General features: G+C 69.4%; 15 protein-coding genes. 8 read left to right on the top strand and 7 right to left on the bottom strand.

The genetic code is table 11. From position 1 onward, the window contains the following. Positions 1–2: 2 nt before the first annotated feature. Positions 3–1,676 (bottom strand): tannase/feruloyl esterase family alpha/beta hydrolase, encoded by a 1,674-nt coding sequence (locus ACODT0_RS00160; protein ID WP_489040162.1) that lies wholly within the window; start codon positions 1,674–1,676, stop codon positions 3–5. Positions 1,677–1,935: 259 nt separating this feature from the next. After that, a complete protein-coding gene (locus ACODT0_RS00155; RefSeq protein ID WP_489040161.1) occupies positions 1,936–2,583 on the bottom strand; it encodes a TetR/AcrR family transcriptional regulator in 648 nt (215 codons plus the stop codon). A 206-nt stretch (positions 2,584–2,789) separates the two neighbouring features. Between ACODT0_RS00155 and ACODT0_RS00150 the strand changes: the two genes are divergently transcribed. Genes ACODT0_RS00150 through ACODT0_RS00125 form a run of 6 tightly spaced genes read left to right on the top strand, consistent with a single transcriptional unit; the run spans position 2,790 to position 9,357 of the window. Continuing rightward, positions 2,790–4,256 (top strand): ABC transporter substrate-binding protein, encoded by a 1,467-nt coding sequence (locus ACODT0_RS00150; protein ID WP_489040160.1) that lies wholly within the window; start codon positions 2,790–2,792, stop codon positions 4,254–4,256. Between the two features lie 5 nt (positions 4,257–4,261). After that, a complete protein-coding gene (locus ACODT0_RS00145; RefSeq protein ID WP_489040159.1) occupies positions 4,262–5,227 on the top strand; it encodes an ABC transporter permease in 966 nt (321 codons plus the stop codon). Positions 5,228–5,256: 29 nt separating this feature from the next. Continuing rightward, a complete protein-coding gene (locus tag ACODT0_RS00140; RefSeq protein WP_489040158.1) occupies positions 5,257–6,435 on the top strand; it encodes a M20 aminoacylase family protein in 1,179 nt (392 codons plus the stop codon). Further along, positions 6,432–7,343: an ABC transporter permease gene (locus tag ACODT0_RS00135; RefSeq protein ID WP_057591078.1), complete on the top strand. Its 912-nt coding sequence runs from the start codon at positions 6,432–6,434 to the stop codon at positions 7,341–7,343. Before ACODT0_RS00140 ends, ACODT0_RS00135 begins: the two co-directional genes overlap by 4 nt. Positions 7,344–7,363: 20 nt before the next feature. Then, complete coding sequence (locus ACODT0_RS00130; RefSeq protein WP_489040157.1) at positions 7,364–8,368, top strand: ABC transporter ATP-binding protein; 1,005 nt, start codon at positions 7,364–7,366, stop codon at positions 8,366–8,368. Beyond that, complete coding sequence (locus ACODT0_RS00125; RefSeq protein WP_395347067.1) at positions 8,365–9,357, top strand: ABC transporter ATP-binding protein; 993 nt, start codon at positions 8,365–8,367, stop codon at positions 9,355–9,357. Before ACODT0_RS00130 ends, ACODT0_RS00125 begins: the two co-directional genes overlap by 4 nt. Positions 9,358–9,370: 13 nt before the next feature. On the opposite strand, the gene ACODT0_RS00120 is transcribed toward ACODT0_RS00125, so the two are convergent. From ACODT0_RS00120 to ACODT0_RS00110, 3 genes are read right to left on the bottom strand one after another with little or no spacing between them, the layout of a single operon-like run. Beyond that, positions 9,371–11,320 (bottom strand): AMP-binding protein, encoded by a 1,950-nt coding sequence (locus ACODT0_RS00120; RefSeq protein WP_489040156.1) that lies wholly within the window; start codon positions 11,318–11,320, stop codon positions 9,371–9,373. A 24-nt stretch (positions 11,321–11,344) separates the two neighbouring features. Beyond that, positions 11,345–12,163, bottom strand: coding sequence for an enoyl-CoA hydratase-related protein (locus ACODT0_RS00115; protein ID WP_489040155.1), 819 nt, complete (start codon positions 12,161–12,163; stop codon positions 11,345–11,347). Beyond that, the gene (locus tag ACODT0_RS00110) at positions 12,160–13,506 is read right to left on the bottom strand and encodes an aminotransferase class III-fold pyridoxal phosphate-dependent enzyme (RefSeq protein WP_489040154.1); all 1,347 of its coding nucleotides are present in this window, start codon (positions 13,504–13,506) and stop codon (positions 12,160–12,162) included. The genes ACODT0_RS00115 and ACODT0_RS00110 overlap by 4 nt, the downstream gene beginning before the upstream one ends. Before the next feature lie 176 nt (positions 13,507–13,682). On the opposite strand from ACODT0_RS00110, the gene gcvA reads away from it, so the two are divergent. Further along, complete coding sequence (gcvA, locus tag ACODT0_RS00105) at positions 13,683–14,600, top strand: transcriptional regulator GcvA (protein WP_489040153.1); 918 nt, start codon at positions 13,683–13,685, stop codon at positions 14,598–14,600. Between the two features lie 34 nt (positions 14,601–14,634). Further along, a complete protein-coding gene (locus tag ACODT0_RS00100; protein ID WP_489040152.1) occupies positions 14,635–15,123 on the top strand; it encodes a YbaK/EbsC family protein in 489 nt (162 codons plus the stop codon). 25 nt (positions 15,124–15,148) lie between these two features. Here the strand turns inward: ACODT0_RS00100 and ACODT0_RS00095 are convergent, their stop codons facing one another. Next, positions 15,149–16,426, bottom strand: a complete 1,278-nt coding sequence (locus ACODT0_RS00095; RefSeq protein ID WP_057597086.1) for a TRAP transporter large permease subunit — start codon at positions 16,424–16,426, stop codon at positions 15,149–15,151. A 28-nt stretch (positions 16,427–16,454) separates the two neighbouring features. Beyond that, on the bottom strand, positions 16,455–16,958 hold the full coding sequence (locus ACODT0_RS00090) for a TRAP transporter small permease (protein ID WP_057597085.1): 504 nt from the start codon (positions 16,956–16,958) through the stop codon (positions 16,455–16,457). Between the last annotated feature and the right edge of the window lie 28 nt (positions 16,959–16,986).

Raw genomic sequence — 16,986 nt, 5'->3', positions numbered from 1 at the left:
GGCTAGCTCGTGGCGCAGCGGTAGCTGGACGCGGCGTTCAATTCGCCGGAGCCGTTGTACTTCGGCCAGCTCGGGTAGATGCAAAGCGGCCGGGTGCGACCGGCCGTCGCGGGGTTCGCATCGGTCGCCATGAGCTCTCCCGGCGCCTTGCCGCGCTCCACCCAGGCCTCCAGTGCGTCCAGCACCGGCACACCGCCGGTCGCATTGAAGTGCCCGGTGCCGTGGCCGTATCCCGGCACCTGATAGAAGCGCAGGAACGCGTCGACCTGGGGCCGGCCCAGCTTCAGCAGCAGCGCGTTGTAGTAGTCGACCGAGCCCTGGAAGGGGATCAGCGGATCGGAGGTGCCGTGCACCAGCAGCCATTTGCCGCCACGCGCGACGAAGGGCTCGATGCTCGTGCTCGTGGCGTCCATGACCTCGGACAGCGCCTGGATGCGTGGCAGGTAGCTTCCCGGTGACGCACCATCGAGGCCGATCGACAGACCCAGAGGATCCATCAACACCGCATTACGGATGAAGGCGTCGGGCAACGCCCCCAGGCTGCCCAGCACCAGCGGATTCGGCGGAACCGGAAAGGTCGCGGTCGCCCCGAGCACCGAGGCGTAGTCCGTGGACGGCAGGAAGCCGGGATTGCTGGTCGCGCCGTTCTTGAACGCGTAGGAGAACGCGGTGCGTGATTGCAGCGTGTCGACCGTCCTGATCTGGGCATCGGACAGGCAGTCGTCTCCCGTATCCGCCCCGCCCTTGCAGCGCAGGTTCTGCGGCTTGAACGTGCATGCGGCGACGTTGCCGACAATGCCGTCGACGGCGCCATCGAGCGCATCGCAGGCCGCGAGTTCGGCCGTGCGCAGCGCCTGCAGCTTCTTCGGGTTGAGGAAGCCAACACCGCCATCGCCCCACAACGCACGCGTGGCAACCTGGATGGTCATCATCTGCGGCATGTAGGCATAGGCCGGAAAGTACGTGACCACGCCGTCGTAGTCGGAAGGCCATTTCTGCATCACCTGCATGCCTTCGTGGCCGCCCTTCGATCCGCCCATGAAATAGGTCCTGGCCGGTGCCTTCCCGTAGCGCAGGCCGATCAGCTTCATCGCCACGTCGCGCGTCTTCTTCAAGGCGTCGCCGGCGTAGTTCCGGAGCATTTCGTCGTTCGATGCAAAGGCCGTATAGAAAGGGTCGGTGGGAGGTGCCTGATGTCCCGAGTCGCCGGCGAAAGTGGCGTATCCGCGCTGCAGCGGACTCGCGCCCGATGTCAGCGGCGTGGCCACGAGATCCGGGACCACGCCGTCGAATCCGCCGCCACCGAAGTGCATCGCGTTGCCGTTCCAGTTCGTGGGGAGCACGAGGGCGAACATGATGTCCTGCGCCCCTTCGGAGACGGAAGCGATGCGGCCCTTGAGCATGCAATGCTCGCCCGTCTGCCCCGCGCTCGGCACGAGGGCCGCTTCGGTGACCGTTGCGCCCTGGGTCGGCAGTCCGATCGCGGCACTGTCCACCTTGGCACCCCGCAGTGCCGCGCATGCCGTGCCTGCCGAAGGCGGCGGTGGCGGCTGCGGCGTGGCGAGCGCCGACGGATCGATCTGGATGGCGCCGCCGCCTCCTCCACCGCCGCCGCACGCTTGAAGAAGCAGGACAGCCAGCAATGGCAAGACGCGTCTTTTCTTGAATCCCCGCATGGATCTTTGTCTCCGTTGAAGTTTTGGATGCGACCCTGGACCTCGTCGCAACCGGTGCCTCTCACTTGCAAGGCAGTTGCGAAAAGTCCGCGGATGCTACGGGGCGTTTTCGCGTCTAGCGATTGCGAAAGACCGCATCCGCATGGCAAAAACAATCATGTGGCGCGCGGTGCAAGCCGACGAGATCGGCGCACGGAGGTGCCGCCCTGCGCATGAGCGGCAACTTCGCCTCGCGAGGCGATGAAGAACACGGAGGCTGCTAGGCCCCTCGCGCAGCCTTGCCCGCGGCTTTGGGCACGAACAGCATCTGCTCGACCTGCGCGAGCAACCGCTTCGCGAAATCGGCATCGAGCTCGGCATGCTCGAACAGCAGGCGATACCAGACCGGCCCGAACAGCAGGTCGAGCACGATGTCGTGGTCGACATCGGCCGCGATCTCGCCGCGCTCCTGCGCCTTGCGCAGCAGGCGCAGGCCCGATTCGCGCCGCGGCAACACCACCTTGTCGCGCAGCAAGGTGGCGGTGGCCTGGTCGTACTGCGCCTCCGCGACGAGCGAACTGAGGATCGTGCGCCATTCACGGTCCTGCACGCGCTCCACCGTCGACACCAGGTAGCGGCGCAATTCGCTCTTGAGCGAGGCCGCGTCCTCCACGATGGCCGTGTCGGGCAGACCCTCCATGTAGAGCTCGATCAGCAGCGCTCCCTTGTTCGGCCAGCGGCGGTAGATCGAGGTCTTCGAGACGCCGGCCAGCGCCGCGACCTGCTCCATCGCGAAGCGCGCATAGCCGTGCACGCGCAGCACCTCGCGGGCCGCTTCGAGGATGGCGTCGTGCGTCTGCTGCCGGCGGCGCCGGGCGCGCGGTCCCTGCTCCACGGGCTCGGAACTCTCGGCGGGGGTGTCCTTCATGGTCATGACGCGATTCTGACATTCCGATGCCTGTTGACATACGGTACGTACCGTTCTAAAGTTTTAGATACGGTGCGTACCGTTTACTGGAGTCAATCATGCCGCCTCGGGCCCTTCGCCGCTTCGCCGGCCTTCTCGCCCTCGTGCTTTGCTGTTCCGCGCACGCCGTTGCGTTCAAGTGGGCGTCGCAGGACGACGCCGCGACCATGGACCCGGATGCCTTCAACCACGGGCCGACCATGACCGTGCTGGGCCACATCTACGAGGGACTGGTGCGGCGCGACCGCGAGCAGCGCATCGAGCCCGCGCTCGCGCAGTCGTGGACCCAGCCGGCACCGACCGTCTGGCGCTTCCGCCTGCGCGAAGGCGTGCGCTTCCACGACGGCAGCCTGCTGACCACCGAGGACGTGGTGTTCTCGCTCAAGCGCGCGATGACGCCCGAATCGGACATGAAGGTGTTCGCCGCCTCGATCGCCGACGTGAAGGCGGTGGACGCCACGACCGTCGATGTCGTCACCGAATTCCCCAACGCGGCGCTGCTGCAGTCGCTGCCCGAGCTCAAGGTGATGTCCAAGGCATGGGCCGAGAAGAACGGCGCGCTGCGCCCGGCCGACATGCGGCAGAAGAGCGAGAACTTCGCGACCCGCAACGCCAACGGCACCGGCCCCTTCAAGCTCTCGGTGCGCGAACCCGACGTGCGCACGGTGCTGGTGGCGCACACGGGCTGGTGGGACAAGCCCGGCACCAACATCACCGAGGCGACGATGGTGAAGATCTCGTCGGCGGCCACCCGCGTGGCGGCGCTGCTGTCGGGCGAGCTCGACTTCGCCTACCCGATCCCGCTGCAGGACATTCCGCGCGTCGAGGCCTCGACCGGCTACAAGGTGCTGCAGGGGCCCGAGATCCGCAACCTGTTCCTCTCGATGGACCAGGCCAGCCCCGAACTGCGCTACGCGAGCGTCAAGGGCAGGAATCCCTTCGCCGATCGCCGCGTGCGGCTGGCGATCTACCAGGCGATCGACATCGAGGCGATCCGCAAGCGCATCCTGCGCGACTCGGCGGTGCCCACCGGCATCCTCGTGCCGCGCGGCGTGAACTCGGTCGACGCCGCCATGGTGGCGCGGCCCTTTCCCTATGACCTCGCGGCCGCGAAGAAGCTGCTCGCCGAGGCCGGCTATCCAACGGGCTTCGAAGTCACGCTCGACTGCACCAACGACCGCTACGTCAACGACGAGCAGGTCTGCACCGCGATCGCGGGCATGCTCTCGCGCATCGGCGTGAAGGTGGCGGTCAACGCATTGCCGGGCGCGCGCTTCTTCACCAAGGTGGGCGCGGGCGACTCGAGCTTCAATTTCTTCGGCTACACGCCCGTCAACCTCGACGCCTACAACACCCTCAACGTGATGATGGCGGCGCGCGACGGCAAGGCCGGCCAGTGGAACGTCGGGCGCTACAGCAATCCCGAGGTCGACCGGCTGATCGGCCAGGTGCTGACCGAGATGGACCCGCAGGCCCGCACGCGGCTGGTCACGCAGGCGATGACCCTGCACCGCAACGACGTGGGCCACATCCCGCTCTACCAGCAGGGCCTGGCCTGGGGCATGCGCAAGAACGTCGACGCGGCGCTGCAGAGCGACAACCGCGTCAACCTGCGCTTCATCAGCGTCCGGTAGGCCCGATGCTCGCGTTCTTCATTCGCCGGCTGCTGGCGGCCGTCGGGGTGCTGGCCACCGTCGCGTTCATCGCCTTCGGCCTGTTCAAGCACGTGGGCGACCCGGTCACGCAGATGCTGGGGCCCGATGCGAGCGATGCCGACCGCGCGCGCGTGCGCCAGGAGCTGCGGCTGGACGACCCCTTCGTGCTGCAGTTCGCGCGCTTCTCGACGCGGCTCGCGCAAGGCGATCTCGGCGTGTCGCTGCGCCAGGGCCGGCCGGTGCGCGAACTGCTGGCCGAGCGCCTGCCGGCCACGCTCGAGCTCAGCCTGGTCGCCGCCGTGGTCTCGGTGGTGGCCGGCCTGTTCCTGGGCGTCGCGTGCGCGGTGCGCCCGCGGAGCTGGTTCGCGCGCAGCACCATGGCGCTGTCGCTGGTGGGCGCTTCGCTGCCCACCTTCCTGATCGGCATCCTGCTGATCCTGGTCTTCTCCGTCACGCTCGGGCTCCTGCCTTCCTACGGCCGCGGCGAGGTGGTGGCCATCGGCTGGTGGAAGAGCGGGCTGCTCACGCGCGACGGCTGGCTGCACCTCGCGATGCCGGCCGTCACGCTCGCGCTGTTCCAGCTCGCCCTGATCGTGCGGCTCGCGCGCGCCGAGATGATGGAGGTGCTGCGCGCCGACTACATCCGCTTCGCCCGCGCGCGCGGCATCCGCGAGCGCGCGATCCTCTACCGCCATGCGCTGCGCAATGCGCTGGTGCCGGTCGTGACGATCGTGGGGCTGCAGCTGGGCGCGGTCATCGCCTTCGCCGTGGTCACCGAAACCGTCTTCCAGTGGCCCGGCCTCGGCGCCCTGTTCGTCGATGCGATCGGCTTCGCCGACACGCCCGTCATCGCCGCATACCTGTGCTTCGTCGCGGCCATGTACGTGTGCATCAACCTGGTCGTGGACATCCTCTATGTCGCGATCGATCCCCGTCTCGAGACAGCCTGAAAGCGGCCCGCATGAATCCCACGCCTCCCATGGCGCGCACCGTAGAAGCGGTGCGCGCGTTCCACGACGACCTGGCCCGGCTGCGGCAGGACCTCCACGCGCATCCCGAGCTCGGCTTCGAGGAGGAACGCACCGCCGCGCGCATCGCCGCCTTCCTGCAGGCGCTCGGCATCGAGGTGCACCGCCACGTGGGCCGCACCGGCGTGGTCGGCGTGCTGCACGGCCGTTCCACGGCCAGCGGGCGCAGCATCGGCCTGCGTGCCGACATGGACGCACTGCCGATCCAGGAACTCGGCGATCCGGCCTACCGCTCGTGCATCCCCGGCCGCATGCACGGCTGCGGGCACGACGGGCACTGCGCGATCCTTCTGGGCGCCGCGAAGTACCTGGCGCAGACCCGCGACTTCGACGGCACCGTCTACTTCTTCTTCCAGCCGGGCGAGGAAGGACATGCCGGCGCGCGCGAGATGATCCGCGACGGCCTGTTCGAGCGCTTCCCCGCGCAGCAGGTGTTCGCGCTGCACAACTGGCCCTCGCTGCCCGCGGGCACCATCGCGCTGAACCCCGGGCCGATGATGGCGGCGATCGACCGCTTCTCGATCCGCGTGCAGGGTCGCGGCGGGCACGGCGCCCATCCGCAGCAGGCCATCGATCCGATCCTCGTGGCCTCCGGGATCGTCTCGGCGGTGCACACCATCGTGAGCCGCAACGTCAATCCGGTCGATGCGGCGGTCATCAGCTTCCAGTCCTTCCAGTCCGGCGCGCCCGAGGCCCTGTCGGTCATTCCGGACCACGCGCAGCTGTACGGCATGGTCAAGTGGTTCAAGCCCCAGGTGCAGGCCGTGCTGCGCGAACGCCTGATCGAGACCGCGCAGCGCGTGGCACTGGCCTTCGGCGCCCAAGCCGAGGTGCACTACGAGGAGCTCTACCCACCGACCGTCAACCACCCCGAGGCGGCCGAAGCGCTCGCGCGCGTCGCATGCCGGGTGGTCGGCGAGGCCCACGTGGTCCGCGACATGGAGCCCAGCATGGGATCGGAGGATTTCGCCTTCATGCTGCAGCAGCGGCCGGGCGCCTACTTCCGGCTCGGCCAAGGCATGACCGACGGCCGCTTCCTGCATCACCCGCGCTACGACTTCAACGACGCCACCATTCCGGTCGGCAGCGGCGTGTTCGCGGCACTCGCCGAGGACCTGCTCGCGCCATGAAACAGCTCTGGACCCGATGGCTCGACAGCGATGTCGGCCACAGCTTTCGCAGCTCGCCGGTCGCCATGGCGGCGGCGGTGATCGCACTCGGCTGCCTGCTGGCGGCCATCTTCGCGGGCTGGGTGTCGCCGCACGATCCCTTCGACCTGACCCGGCTCGAGCTGCTCGATGCGCGGCTGCCGCCGGCATGGGCACCGGAAGGCAGTGCCAACTACCCGCTGGGCACCGACGACCAGGGACGCGACATGCTGTCGGCCGTGATCCACGGCCTGCGCATCTCGCTGGTCGTCGGCCTGGCCTCGGTCGCGGCCTCCGCCGTGGTCGGCGTCGCGCTCGGATTGCTGGCCGGCTTCGCGGGCGGCTGGGTCGACGCGCTGCTCATGCGCGTGTGCGACGTCATGCTGTCGTTCCCGCCGATCCTCACCGCGCTGCTGATCGCCGGGGTGGCGCGCTCGCTGCTGCCGAACGCGCACGCCTCGGTGGCCTTCGCCGTGCTGGTGCTCGCGATCTCGCTGAGCGGCTGGGTGCAATACGCGCGCACCGTGCGCGGCGCCACCCTGTCCGAGCGCCACAAGGAGTACGTGCAGGCCGCGCAGGTCACGGGCGTCGCGCCCTTTCGCATCATGCGGCGCCATGTGCTGCCCAACGTGCTCGGGCCGGTGCTGGTGCTCGCGACCATCCAGGTCTCGACCGCCATCGTGACCGAGGCGACCCTGTCCTTCCTCGGCGTGGGCGCGCCGCCGACCTCGCCCTCGCTCGGCACCTTGATCCGCGTGGGCAACAACTACCTGTTCTCGGGCGAATGGTGGATCGCGCTCTTCCCCGGCCTGATGCTGATCGCGGTCGCGCTCAGCGTGAACCTGCTGGGCGACTGGCTGCGCGACGCGCTCAACCCGAGGCTGCGATGAGCACGCCAGGAACGGACTCCATGAACATCCTCGACGTCGAAGACCTGGTGGTCGACTTTCCAGGGCGCCGCGGCACCCTGCGCGCGCTCGACGCGGTCAGCTTCTCCATCGCACCGGGCGAGATCCTCGGCGTGGTCGGCGAATCGGGCGCCGGCAAGTCGCTGACGGGCGCCTCGATCATCGGCCTGCTCGAACCGCCCGGGCGCATCGCGGGCGGCCGCATCCGGCTGCAGGGCGAGCGCATCGACCAGCTCGATCACGAGGCCATGCGCCACATTCGCGGCCGGCGCATCGGCTCGATCTTCCAGGATCCGCTGACCTCGCTCAATCCGCTGTTCACCGTCGGCCAGCAACTGACCGAGGCCATTCGCACCCATCTGCGGCTCGATGCCCGGCAGGCTCGCGCCCGCGCGATCGCGCTGCTCGACGAGACCGGCATCCCGGCCGCGGCGCAGCGCATCGATCACTTTCCGCACCAGTTCTCGGGCGGCATGCGCCAGCGCGTGGTGATCGCGCTCGCGCTGGCGGCCGAGCCCGTGCTGATCGTGGCCGACGAACCGACCACCGCGCTCGACGTGTCGGTGCAGGCGCAGATCGTCGCGCTGCTGCAGCGCATCTGCCGCGAGCGCGGCGCCGCCGTGATGCTGATCACCCACGACATGGGCGTGATCGCCGAGGCCTGCGACCGCGTGGCCGTGCTCTATGCCGGCCGCGTGGCAGAGATCGGGCCGGTGCGCGACGTGGTGCGGCACGCCGCCCATCCTTACGCAGCCGGACTGATGGCCTCGATTCCCGACATGAACTCGTCGCCCGAGCGGCTCGCGCAGATCGACGGCGCGATGCCGCGCCTGAACCGGATTCCTCCCGGCTGCGCTTTCCATCCGCGCTGCGGTCAGGCCTTCGCGCGCTGCACGCAGGAACGGCCCGAACTGATCGCCGCGGGCGCGACGCATGCCGCTTGCTGGCTGCATGCGCGCACCAAGGCAAGCCCTCTCCTCCCCCACCCTTCCCTCGCCCTCCCATGACAGCCCTCGTCCAAGCCCACGACCTCGCGCGCACCTTCGACGTTTCGCCGCCCTGGCTCAACCGCGTGCTCGAGCGCAAGCCGCGCGTGCTGCTGCATGCGGTCGATGGCGTGAGCTTCTCGATCGAGCGCGGCAAGACGCTCGCGCTGGTCGGCGAATCGGGCTGCGGCAAGAGCACGGTCGCACGGCTGCTCGTGGGCCTGTACGCGCCCACGCGCGGCGGGCTGCAGTTCGACGGCCAGGACGCGCACGCGGCCTTCAAGACCGCCGAGGGCCGCAAGCTGCGCCGCCGCATCCAGATGATCTTCCAGGACCCCTACGCGAGCCTCAACCCGCGCTGGATCGTCGAGGACATCATCGGCGAGCCGCTGCGCGAACACGGCATCCTCAGCGACAAGGCCCAGCTGCGCGAGCGCGTGGGCCAACTGTTGCAGTCGGTGGGCCTGTCGCCGCTGGACATGAGCAAGTACCCGCACCAGTTCTCGGGCGGCCAGCGACAACGCATCTCGATCGCGCGCGCGCTGGCCACGCAGCCCGAGTTCCTGGTGTGCGACGAGCCCACCTCGGCGCTCGACGTGAGCGTGCAGGCGCAGGTGCTCAACATCATGAAGGACCTGCAGCGCGAGCAGGGCCTGACCTACCTGTTCATCTCGCACAACCTCGCGGTGGTGCGCCACGTGGCCGACCAGGTGGGCGTGATGTACCTGGGGCGGCTGGTGGAGGTGGCGGACAAGCAGAAGCTGTTCGCGACGCCGCAGCATCCGTACACGCGCATGCTGCTCGACGCGATCCCGCAGATGAAGCACACGGGGCGCGCGCGCACGCCGGTGCAGGGCGAGGTGCCGAACCCGCTCAATCCGCCCGCGGGCTGCGCCTTCCATCCGCGCTGCCCGCATGCCAATGCGCGCTGCTCGGCCGAGCGGCCGAAGCTCCAGAGCATCCGCGGCGTGCAGGTGGCCTGCCATGCGGTGGAAGAGGGCCGTGCCTGAACGGCCCCCGCCCTCAGGGCGTGTCGACGAGCCGCCGGATCGCCTCGACCGCGCCGGGATTCTCGAGCGCCGAGAGATCGCCCGGCGGCTGTCCCGCGAGCACGCGGCGGATGACCCGGCGCATCGCCTTGCCATTGCGCGTACGCGGCAGGTCGTCGACGCAATGCACGGTCGCGGGCCGAAAGGGCTTGCCGAGAGCGGCTTCGATGGCAGCCGCCGCGCGCGCCGCCAGGTCGTCGCCGTCCGGGGCCCCATCCCCCGCCGCCTGCGGTACCAGCACCAGCACCAGCTTCTGTCCCTTCACCGGATCGGGCAGGCCGACCGCGGCGGCGTCCTTCAGCGGGAGCGCGGCCAGCAGCACGGCCTCGACCTCGGCCGGCCCGAGCCGCTTGCCCGCGATCTTGAGCGTGTCGTCCGAGCGGCCGAGCACGAAGAAGTGGCCTTCGCCATCCTCGTAGACCAGGTCGCCATGCACCCAGCGGCCCGGCACCGCCTGCCAGTAGGCCTCGAGGTAGCGTGCATCGTCGCGCCAGAAGCCCTGCGTCATGCCCACGAAGGGCTGCGCGATCGTCAGTTCGCCGGGCACCCCGACCACCCGCGCGCCGGTGTCGTCGGCCGCGAAGGCCTGCACGCCCGGCGAGGCGCTGTTGAAGCCCGAGGCCTTGATCGGCCGCACCGGCACGTTGGCGAGGATGGCGCCCGACGCCTCCGTCCCGCCCGTGTAGTTGATGAGCGGCAGCGCGCCGCGACCGAAGCGGCGGAAGAACCACTCGAAATGCTCGGGGTCGAGCACCTCGCCGGCCGCCATCAGCATGCGCAGGCTGCGCAGGTCACCTCGCGTGGCCGCGTCCGCCTGCGCCGCCAGGCTGCGGATCAGGGTGGGCGAGGCGCCGAAATGCGTCACGCCATGCCGCTCGATCATCGACGCGAAGCGCGACCAGTCGGGGAAGTCGGGCGCCCCGTCGTAGCACAGCAGCGTGGCGCCGGCGATCAGCGCGCCGATGACCGTGATCGGCCCGACGATCCAGCCCATGTCCGAAGGCCAGCACCAGGTGTCGCCGGCCCGCAGCTCGAAATGGAATGCGCTGTCGTGCGCGATCTTGAGCGGGAAGCCGCCATGCACATGCACCGTGCCCTTGGGTGCGCCCGTGGTGCCCGAGGTGAAAACGATCATGAAGGGATCGTTGGGATCCATTGAGACGAAGTCCGCGACCGGCTCGGCGCAGGCGACCTCTTCCCATCGCCGAAGCTCGCGGCGGCCCTCGATGGCGTCGCCGTCGCCGAGCACCACCACCTGCGCCAGCAGTGGCAGACGCCCCAGCGCCTCGTTGACGGCCGCGGCCGCCGACACCCGGCGGCCGCGCCGCATGAAAGCTTCGGCCGCGATCAGCATGCGCGCCTGCGCGAGCTCGAGCCGCGAGACGATGGCCTCGGCACCGAAGCCGGTGAACAGCGGCACGCACACGGCCCCCAGCGCGGCGATGGCGAGAAAGGCGATGGCCGCTTCCGCACCCATCGGCAGCATCAGCCCGATGCGGTCGCCGCGCGCGATGCCCATCGCGCGCAGGCCGCCGGCGAAGCGGCGCACGCGCAGCGCGAGTTCCGCGTGGCTGATCCTTTCGACGCGACCGTCCTCGGCATCCGCAATCAGCGCGGGCTGCGTCGCGCGCCCGGGATCGCCGGACCAGCGCAATGCGCTGCGCACCCAGTTCAGCCGGCCGCCGTCGAACCAGCGCGGATGCGCGGCATCGGGTGCGTCGGTGCGAAAGCGTTGCCAGGGCGCATCCCAGACGATGTCGAGCTGCGCCAGCACGTGACGCCAGTAGCTCGCCGGATCGTCCACCGAGGCCCGGTGCAGTTCGTCATAGCCGGCCAGGCCCATGCGATGGGCGAGCGCGGTGAGTGGCGCCGAGGCGATGCGTTCGGCATCGGGCCGCCAGAGCGTGAGATCGGGGAATTCCATGCCTCGTCCTCCGTTCCTGCCGGCTCAGCCGCCGCGCCGGCGCGCGGCACGGAAATCGGGCTCGCGCTTCGCGAGAAAGGCTTCCACGCCTTCGCGCGATTCCGCCGTGCCGTAGTAGAGCGCCAGCGCCTCGAAGCCCAGGGCGCCGATGGCGCGGATGTTCTCGGAGTCCGCATTGAACGAGCGCTTCGCGATCGCGATGGCGGTCGGGCTCTTCGCGAGGATCTCGGCACACCAGCGCGCCACCTCCGCATCGAGTTCGTCGGGAGGAACGACGCGGTTGACCAGGCCCATGGCCAGCGCCTCGTCGGCGCCGTAGCGACGGCACAGAAACCACATCTCGCGCGCGCGCTTCTCGCCGGCCACGCGCGCGAGCAGCGCGGTGCCGAAGCCCGGATCGACCGAGCCCACCTTCGGTCCGACCTGGCCGAAGACCGCGTCGGTGCTCGCGATGGCGAGGTCGCACACCGTGACCAGCACGTTGCCGCCGCCGATCGCATAGCCCTGCACGCGCGCGATCACCGGCTTGGGGATGTCGCGGATCAGGCTTTGCAGCTCGTCCATCGGCAGGCCGATGGTGCCGCGCCCGCCATAGCCGCCTTGCCCTTCGCCATGGTCGGACTGGTCGCCTCCCGTGCAGAAGGCCTTGTCGCCGGCACCGGCGAGCACGACCGCGCCGATGTCGCGGCTCCACCCGGCGCGGCCGATCGCGTGCAGCAGCTCTTCCACCGTGCGGCCACGCAGCGCGTTGTAGCGCGCGGGGCGATCGATGGTGATGCGCGCGACGCCGTCCCTCTCTTCATAGCGGATGTCTTCGTAGTCTGCGTTCGAAACGATGCTCACAGCGCTGCCTCCACCACGGACAACGCGGCATCGAAGGCTTCCAGGCCCTGCGACAGTTCCTCGCGGGTGATCACGAACGGTGGCGACACCATCGCCACGTTGTAGCGGCCATAGGCATGGACACCGCGCTTCATCAGCTCGCCGTAGAACAGCTTCATCGGCGCCGAGCCCCCGGGATGGTGCCATTCCACCAGCGGCTCGCGCGTCTCGCGGTCCTTCACCAGTTCGAGGCCGAAATGCGCGCCGAGCCCGCGCACGTCGCCCACCACCGGGTGCCTGCGCTGCAGTTCGCCGAGCCCCTCGCGCAGCCAGCCCTCGATCTCGAGGGCACGCTCGAACAATCCCTCCTCCAGGTAGACCCGCAGCGCGGCGACGCCGCCCGCGACGGCCAGCACATGGCCCGCATGCGTGTGGCCCACGTCGAACAGCTCGGTGTCGAAGTGGCTCGCCACGCCTTCGCGCACCAGCACCCCGCCCAGCGGCGTGTACGAGGAGCTGGCGCCCTTGGCGAAGGACATGAGGTCGGGCAGCACGCCGAGCCGCGTCGCCGCGAAGGCGGCGCCGGTGCGGCCGAAGCCGGTCATCACCTCGTCGTAGACCAGCAGGATGCCGTGGCGGTCGCACAGCGCGCGCACGCCCTGCAGGTAGCCCTCGGGATAAATCACCATGCCGCTCGATCCCGTCATCGGCTCGAGCACGATGGTCGCGACGTTGTGCGCGCCCTCGTGCGACAGCACCTGCTCGAGATGCTGCAGCGCGCGCCGCGATTCCTCGGCCGGCTCGCGCGTGTGGAACGGACTGCGGTAAGGATAGGGAGTGAAGAACTTCACCATGCCCGGCAGGTTCGGCAACGGGTCGCGCCAGCGGTCCACGCCCGTCAGCGCGCTGCCGCCGATGGTGCTGCCATGGTAGGAGCGGTAGGCGGTCAGCACCTTGGGCCGCCGCGTGATGAGGCGCGCGATCTTCACCGCATCGTCGTTGGCCTCGCCACCGCCGCTCGCGAAGTGCACGCGCAGCCCCTCGCTCCACGGCGAGATGCGGTTCAGCAACTCGGCGTATTCGGCGCGCACGTCGTTGAAGTAGCTCGAAGCCACCCAGCACAGCCGTTCGGCCTGCTGCTGGATCGCGCGCACCACCTTCGCATGCCCGTGGCCCAGCGGCACCGCCACGTAGCCGCTGGTCATGTCGAGATAGGCCTTGCCGTTCGTGTCGTGGAAATGGCAGCCCTTGGCATGCGTGATGACGGGCGGGTTGAGCCCGCCCTGTACCGACCACGACACCAGCACCTGCCGGTAGGCGGCGGGCAGGCTCGCGTTGGCCTGGCCATGGATCTGAAGGTCCATCGTCTGTCCTCTGTGTTGTTGCGTGAAGAAAAGTTGAAGCGGATCGCTGCGATGAAGCATAGGAATGCAGGTCCACGCGGACAAACCAAAGCTTTGGGGCCTCAGCCGCAAAGCGATTCGCGCTCGCCATGTCTCGCCGATCGTTCTTCCCCACCCCTGAACCTGGAGAGATAGCCATGGCACGCCAGCTTCCACCCATGCTGTCGGTGCGCGTGTTCGAGGCCGCCGCGCGCCATGGCAGCTTCGCCAAGGCCGCGTCGGAACTCTTCGTCTCGGCCGGCGCGGTGGCCCATCAGGTGCGGCAGCTCGAGGACTGGCTCGGCCTGCCGCTGTTCCTGCGCACGCCCCGCTCGGTCGAACTCACCGACATCGGGCAGGCCTACCTGCGCGGCGTCGCGCCGCTGCTCGAGGAACTCGAGCGCGTATCGATGCGCTGGCGCCAGCATGCGGAAGGCGCCAGCGAAGTGACGGTGAGCGCCATGCCCTCGTTCGTGACGCGCTGGCTGATGCCGCGGCTCGGCGAGTTCCGCGCCGCGCATCCGGCGGTCGAGGTGCGCGTGCTCGCCGCGGTGGCCCCGGTGGACTTCGCGCGCGATCGCGTCGACGTGGCGATCCGGCTCGGCACCGGCCCCTATCCTGGAATGGAGGCGCAGCCGCTGCTGCACGAGGCCTTCTATCCCGTCGCGAGCCCGCGCTGGCTGGAACGGCATGGCATGCCCGCGTCGCCGCGCGATCTGCTGGGCAGCGTGCTGTTGCACGACGAGTTCGAACCGCGCATTCCCGAGCAGATCAGCTGGGAAGCGTGGTTCGCGGCCCACGGCGTGGCACCCGGTGCATCGCTGCGGCCAGCGCCCGCCTTGCGCTTCTCGCACAGCTATCTCGCGCTCGATGCCGCGGCCACGGGGCAGGGCGTGGCTCTCGCCTCCGACGTGCTGGTGCGCGATGCGCTGCTGCGCGGCGAACTGGCACGGGCCTGGCCCGGCGATCTGCCGGGCCCGTACCGCTACCACCTGCTGTGCCAGCGCGGCGCGGGCGACCGGCCCGCGGTCGCGGCGTTCACGCAATGGCTTCGCTCGGCCGCCGATGCCTTCTGAAGACAGAACGCGGGCGTTTTCGTAGCATGCGCCGATGCAAGCTCCTCACGAACCCTCGCTGAGCCCGGCCGCGCTGGCCTTCCTGCAACAGGCCGGCCTGCCCTACCGCCTGCACGCCCACGCCCCCGTCGTCTCCTTCGAGGACGCGCGCACGCTGCTGCCCTTAGACGCCGGTGCGATGGTCAAGTGCCTCGCGTTCCGCCTGCCCGACGGCCGCTACCTGCTGGCCGCGCTGCGCGGCCAGGACCGGGCCGACTACAAGCGCATCGCCGATGCCTTCGGCGTGCGCCGCGCCGACCTGCGGCTCGCCGCCGACGAGGAGCTCGCCATCGACCTGCAGATGGTGCCCGGCGGCGTGGCGCCGCTGCCGGTGGGCGGCGCGCGCGTGATCGTCGACGAGGCGGCGGCGCGCCTGGTCACGCTCTACTGCGGCACCGGCCGCAATGATTCCACGCTCGAGATCGAGACGGCCGCGCTGCTGCGCGCCACGGGCGCGGGCATCGCGCCGCTGGCCAAGCCCTGAGCTACGGCCTATCGCTCACGTCTTGTCAGCGAAGCCAGCTGGCGGGCACGGTGATGAGCTGCGGGAACAGCACGAACAGGAACATCAGCGCGGTGAGCGACAGCAGGAAGGGCCACACGCCCCGGATCACCTGGTCGAGGCTCACGCGCGAAGTACCCGCCACCACGTTGAGCACGGTGCCCACCGGCGGCGTGAGCAGGCCGATGGCGTTGTTCATGATGAACATCACGCCGAAGTACACGGGGTCGATGCCGGCCTTGTGGATCACGGGCATCAGGATCGGCGTCATGATCAGCACGGTGGGCATCAGGTCGAGCGCGGTGCCCACGATGATCACCAGCACCATGATCACGAACATCAAGAGGATCTTGTTGTCGACGAAGGGCTCGAGCAGTTCGCTCACCTGGGCCGGGATGTTGGCGATGGTGATGAGCCAGGCCGACACCAGCGCCGAGGCCACGAGGAACAGAACGGTGCTCGAGGTCTTGGCGGCGCTGAGCACCAGCTCGGGCAGGCGCGGCATCTCGAGCTCGCGGTAGACGAAGCGGCCCACCACGAAGGCATAGACCACCGCCACCACGGCGGCCTCGGTGGGCGTGAACACGCCGAACTTCATGCCACCGATGATCACCAGCGGCAGCACCAGCGCCCACACGCCGTCGAGCAGCGCGCGGCCCAGGCCGCCCGCGCTGAAGCTGCGCACCGCGACGTTCTTCTCCTTCTTCGCGCACAACCACCAGGTGGCGGTGAGCGTGAGCGCCATCATGATCCCGGGGAACAGGCCGGCGAGGAACAGCTTGGTGATCGATATCTGCGCCACCACGCCGAACACCACGATGGCAATCGAGGGCGGAATCACGGGCGCGATGATGCCGCCGGCCGCGATCAGGCCGGCCGCGCGCGGCACGTCATAGCCGGCCTTGCGCATCATCGGGATCAGGAGCGCCGCGACGGCGGCGGTGTCGGCCACGGCCGAGCCCGAGATGCTCGCGACCACGGTGGCCGCGATGATGGCCACGTAGCCCAGGCCGCCGCGCACATGGCCGACCAGCGCGTCGGCCACCTTGACGATGCGCGCCGACAGGCCGCCCGCGTTCATCAGCTCGCCCGCCAGCATGAAGAAGGGCACCGCCATCAGCGGGTAGTTGTTGACGCCCTCGAGCATGTTCTGCGCGAGGATCTGGGTGTCGAAGTTGCCCAGGTGCACCATCAGCGCGACGCCGCAGACGAGCAGCGCGAAGGCGATGGGCATGCCGAAGGCCATGGCCCCGAGCAACGAGGCGATGAAGACGAAGATGGTCATGGATGTCCCGTGTTCTTTTAGTTCGCGCTCACTCGCCCGCGCTGCCGGTGTCGTTGACCAGTTCCTCGCGCGCCATGCGGCCCGTGCAGAGGCGCCACAGCGAGCCGACCAGCATCAGCGCCATGCCCACGCTGCTGACCAGCAGGCAGGCATAGACCAGGCCGATCGGCACGCCGGTGACCGGTGCGCGGTCGTCCATGCCGATCACCACCAGCTTCCAGCTGCCGTGCGCGAGCAGCAGGCAGCAGGCCAGCGCGCCGAGGTCGGCCACGCCTCGACAGAAGCGCTGGCCGCGCTCGCCGAGCCGCGCGACGACGGTCGACATGCCCAGGTGCGCGTTGTCCTTCATCACCAGCAGCGCGCCGACCAGCGTGAGCCACATGAAGACGAAGCGCGAGGCTTCCTCCGAGAACACGATGCCGGAGTTGAAGGCGTAGCGCAGCACGACGTTGCCGAACACGAGCGCGACCATCACGGCCATCATCGCGATCATCAACACGTTGGCGCCGCGCTCGAAGAGGCGGGAAAGCATGGGGGGTCTCCTGTTGTGGTTGGTTCTT

The sequence above is a fragment of the Variovorax sp. FG153 genome (genome assembly GCF_057809595.1).
The sequence above is the reverse complement of the archived record's forward strand: the minus strand, read 5'-3'. Positions and strand labels throughout refer to the sequence as shown.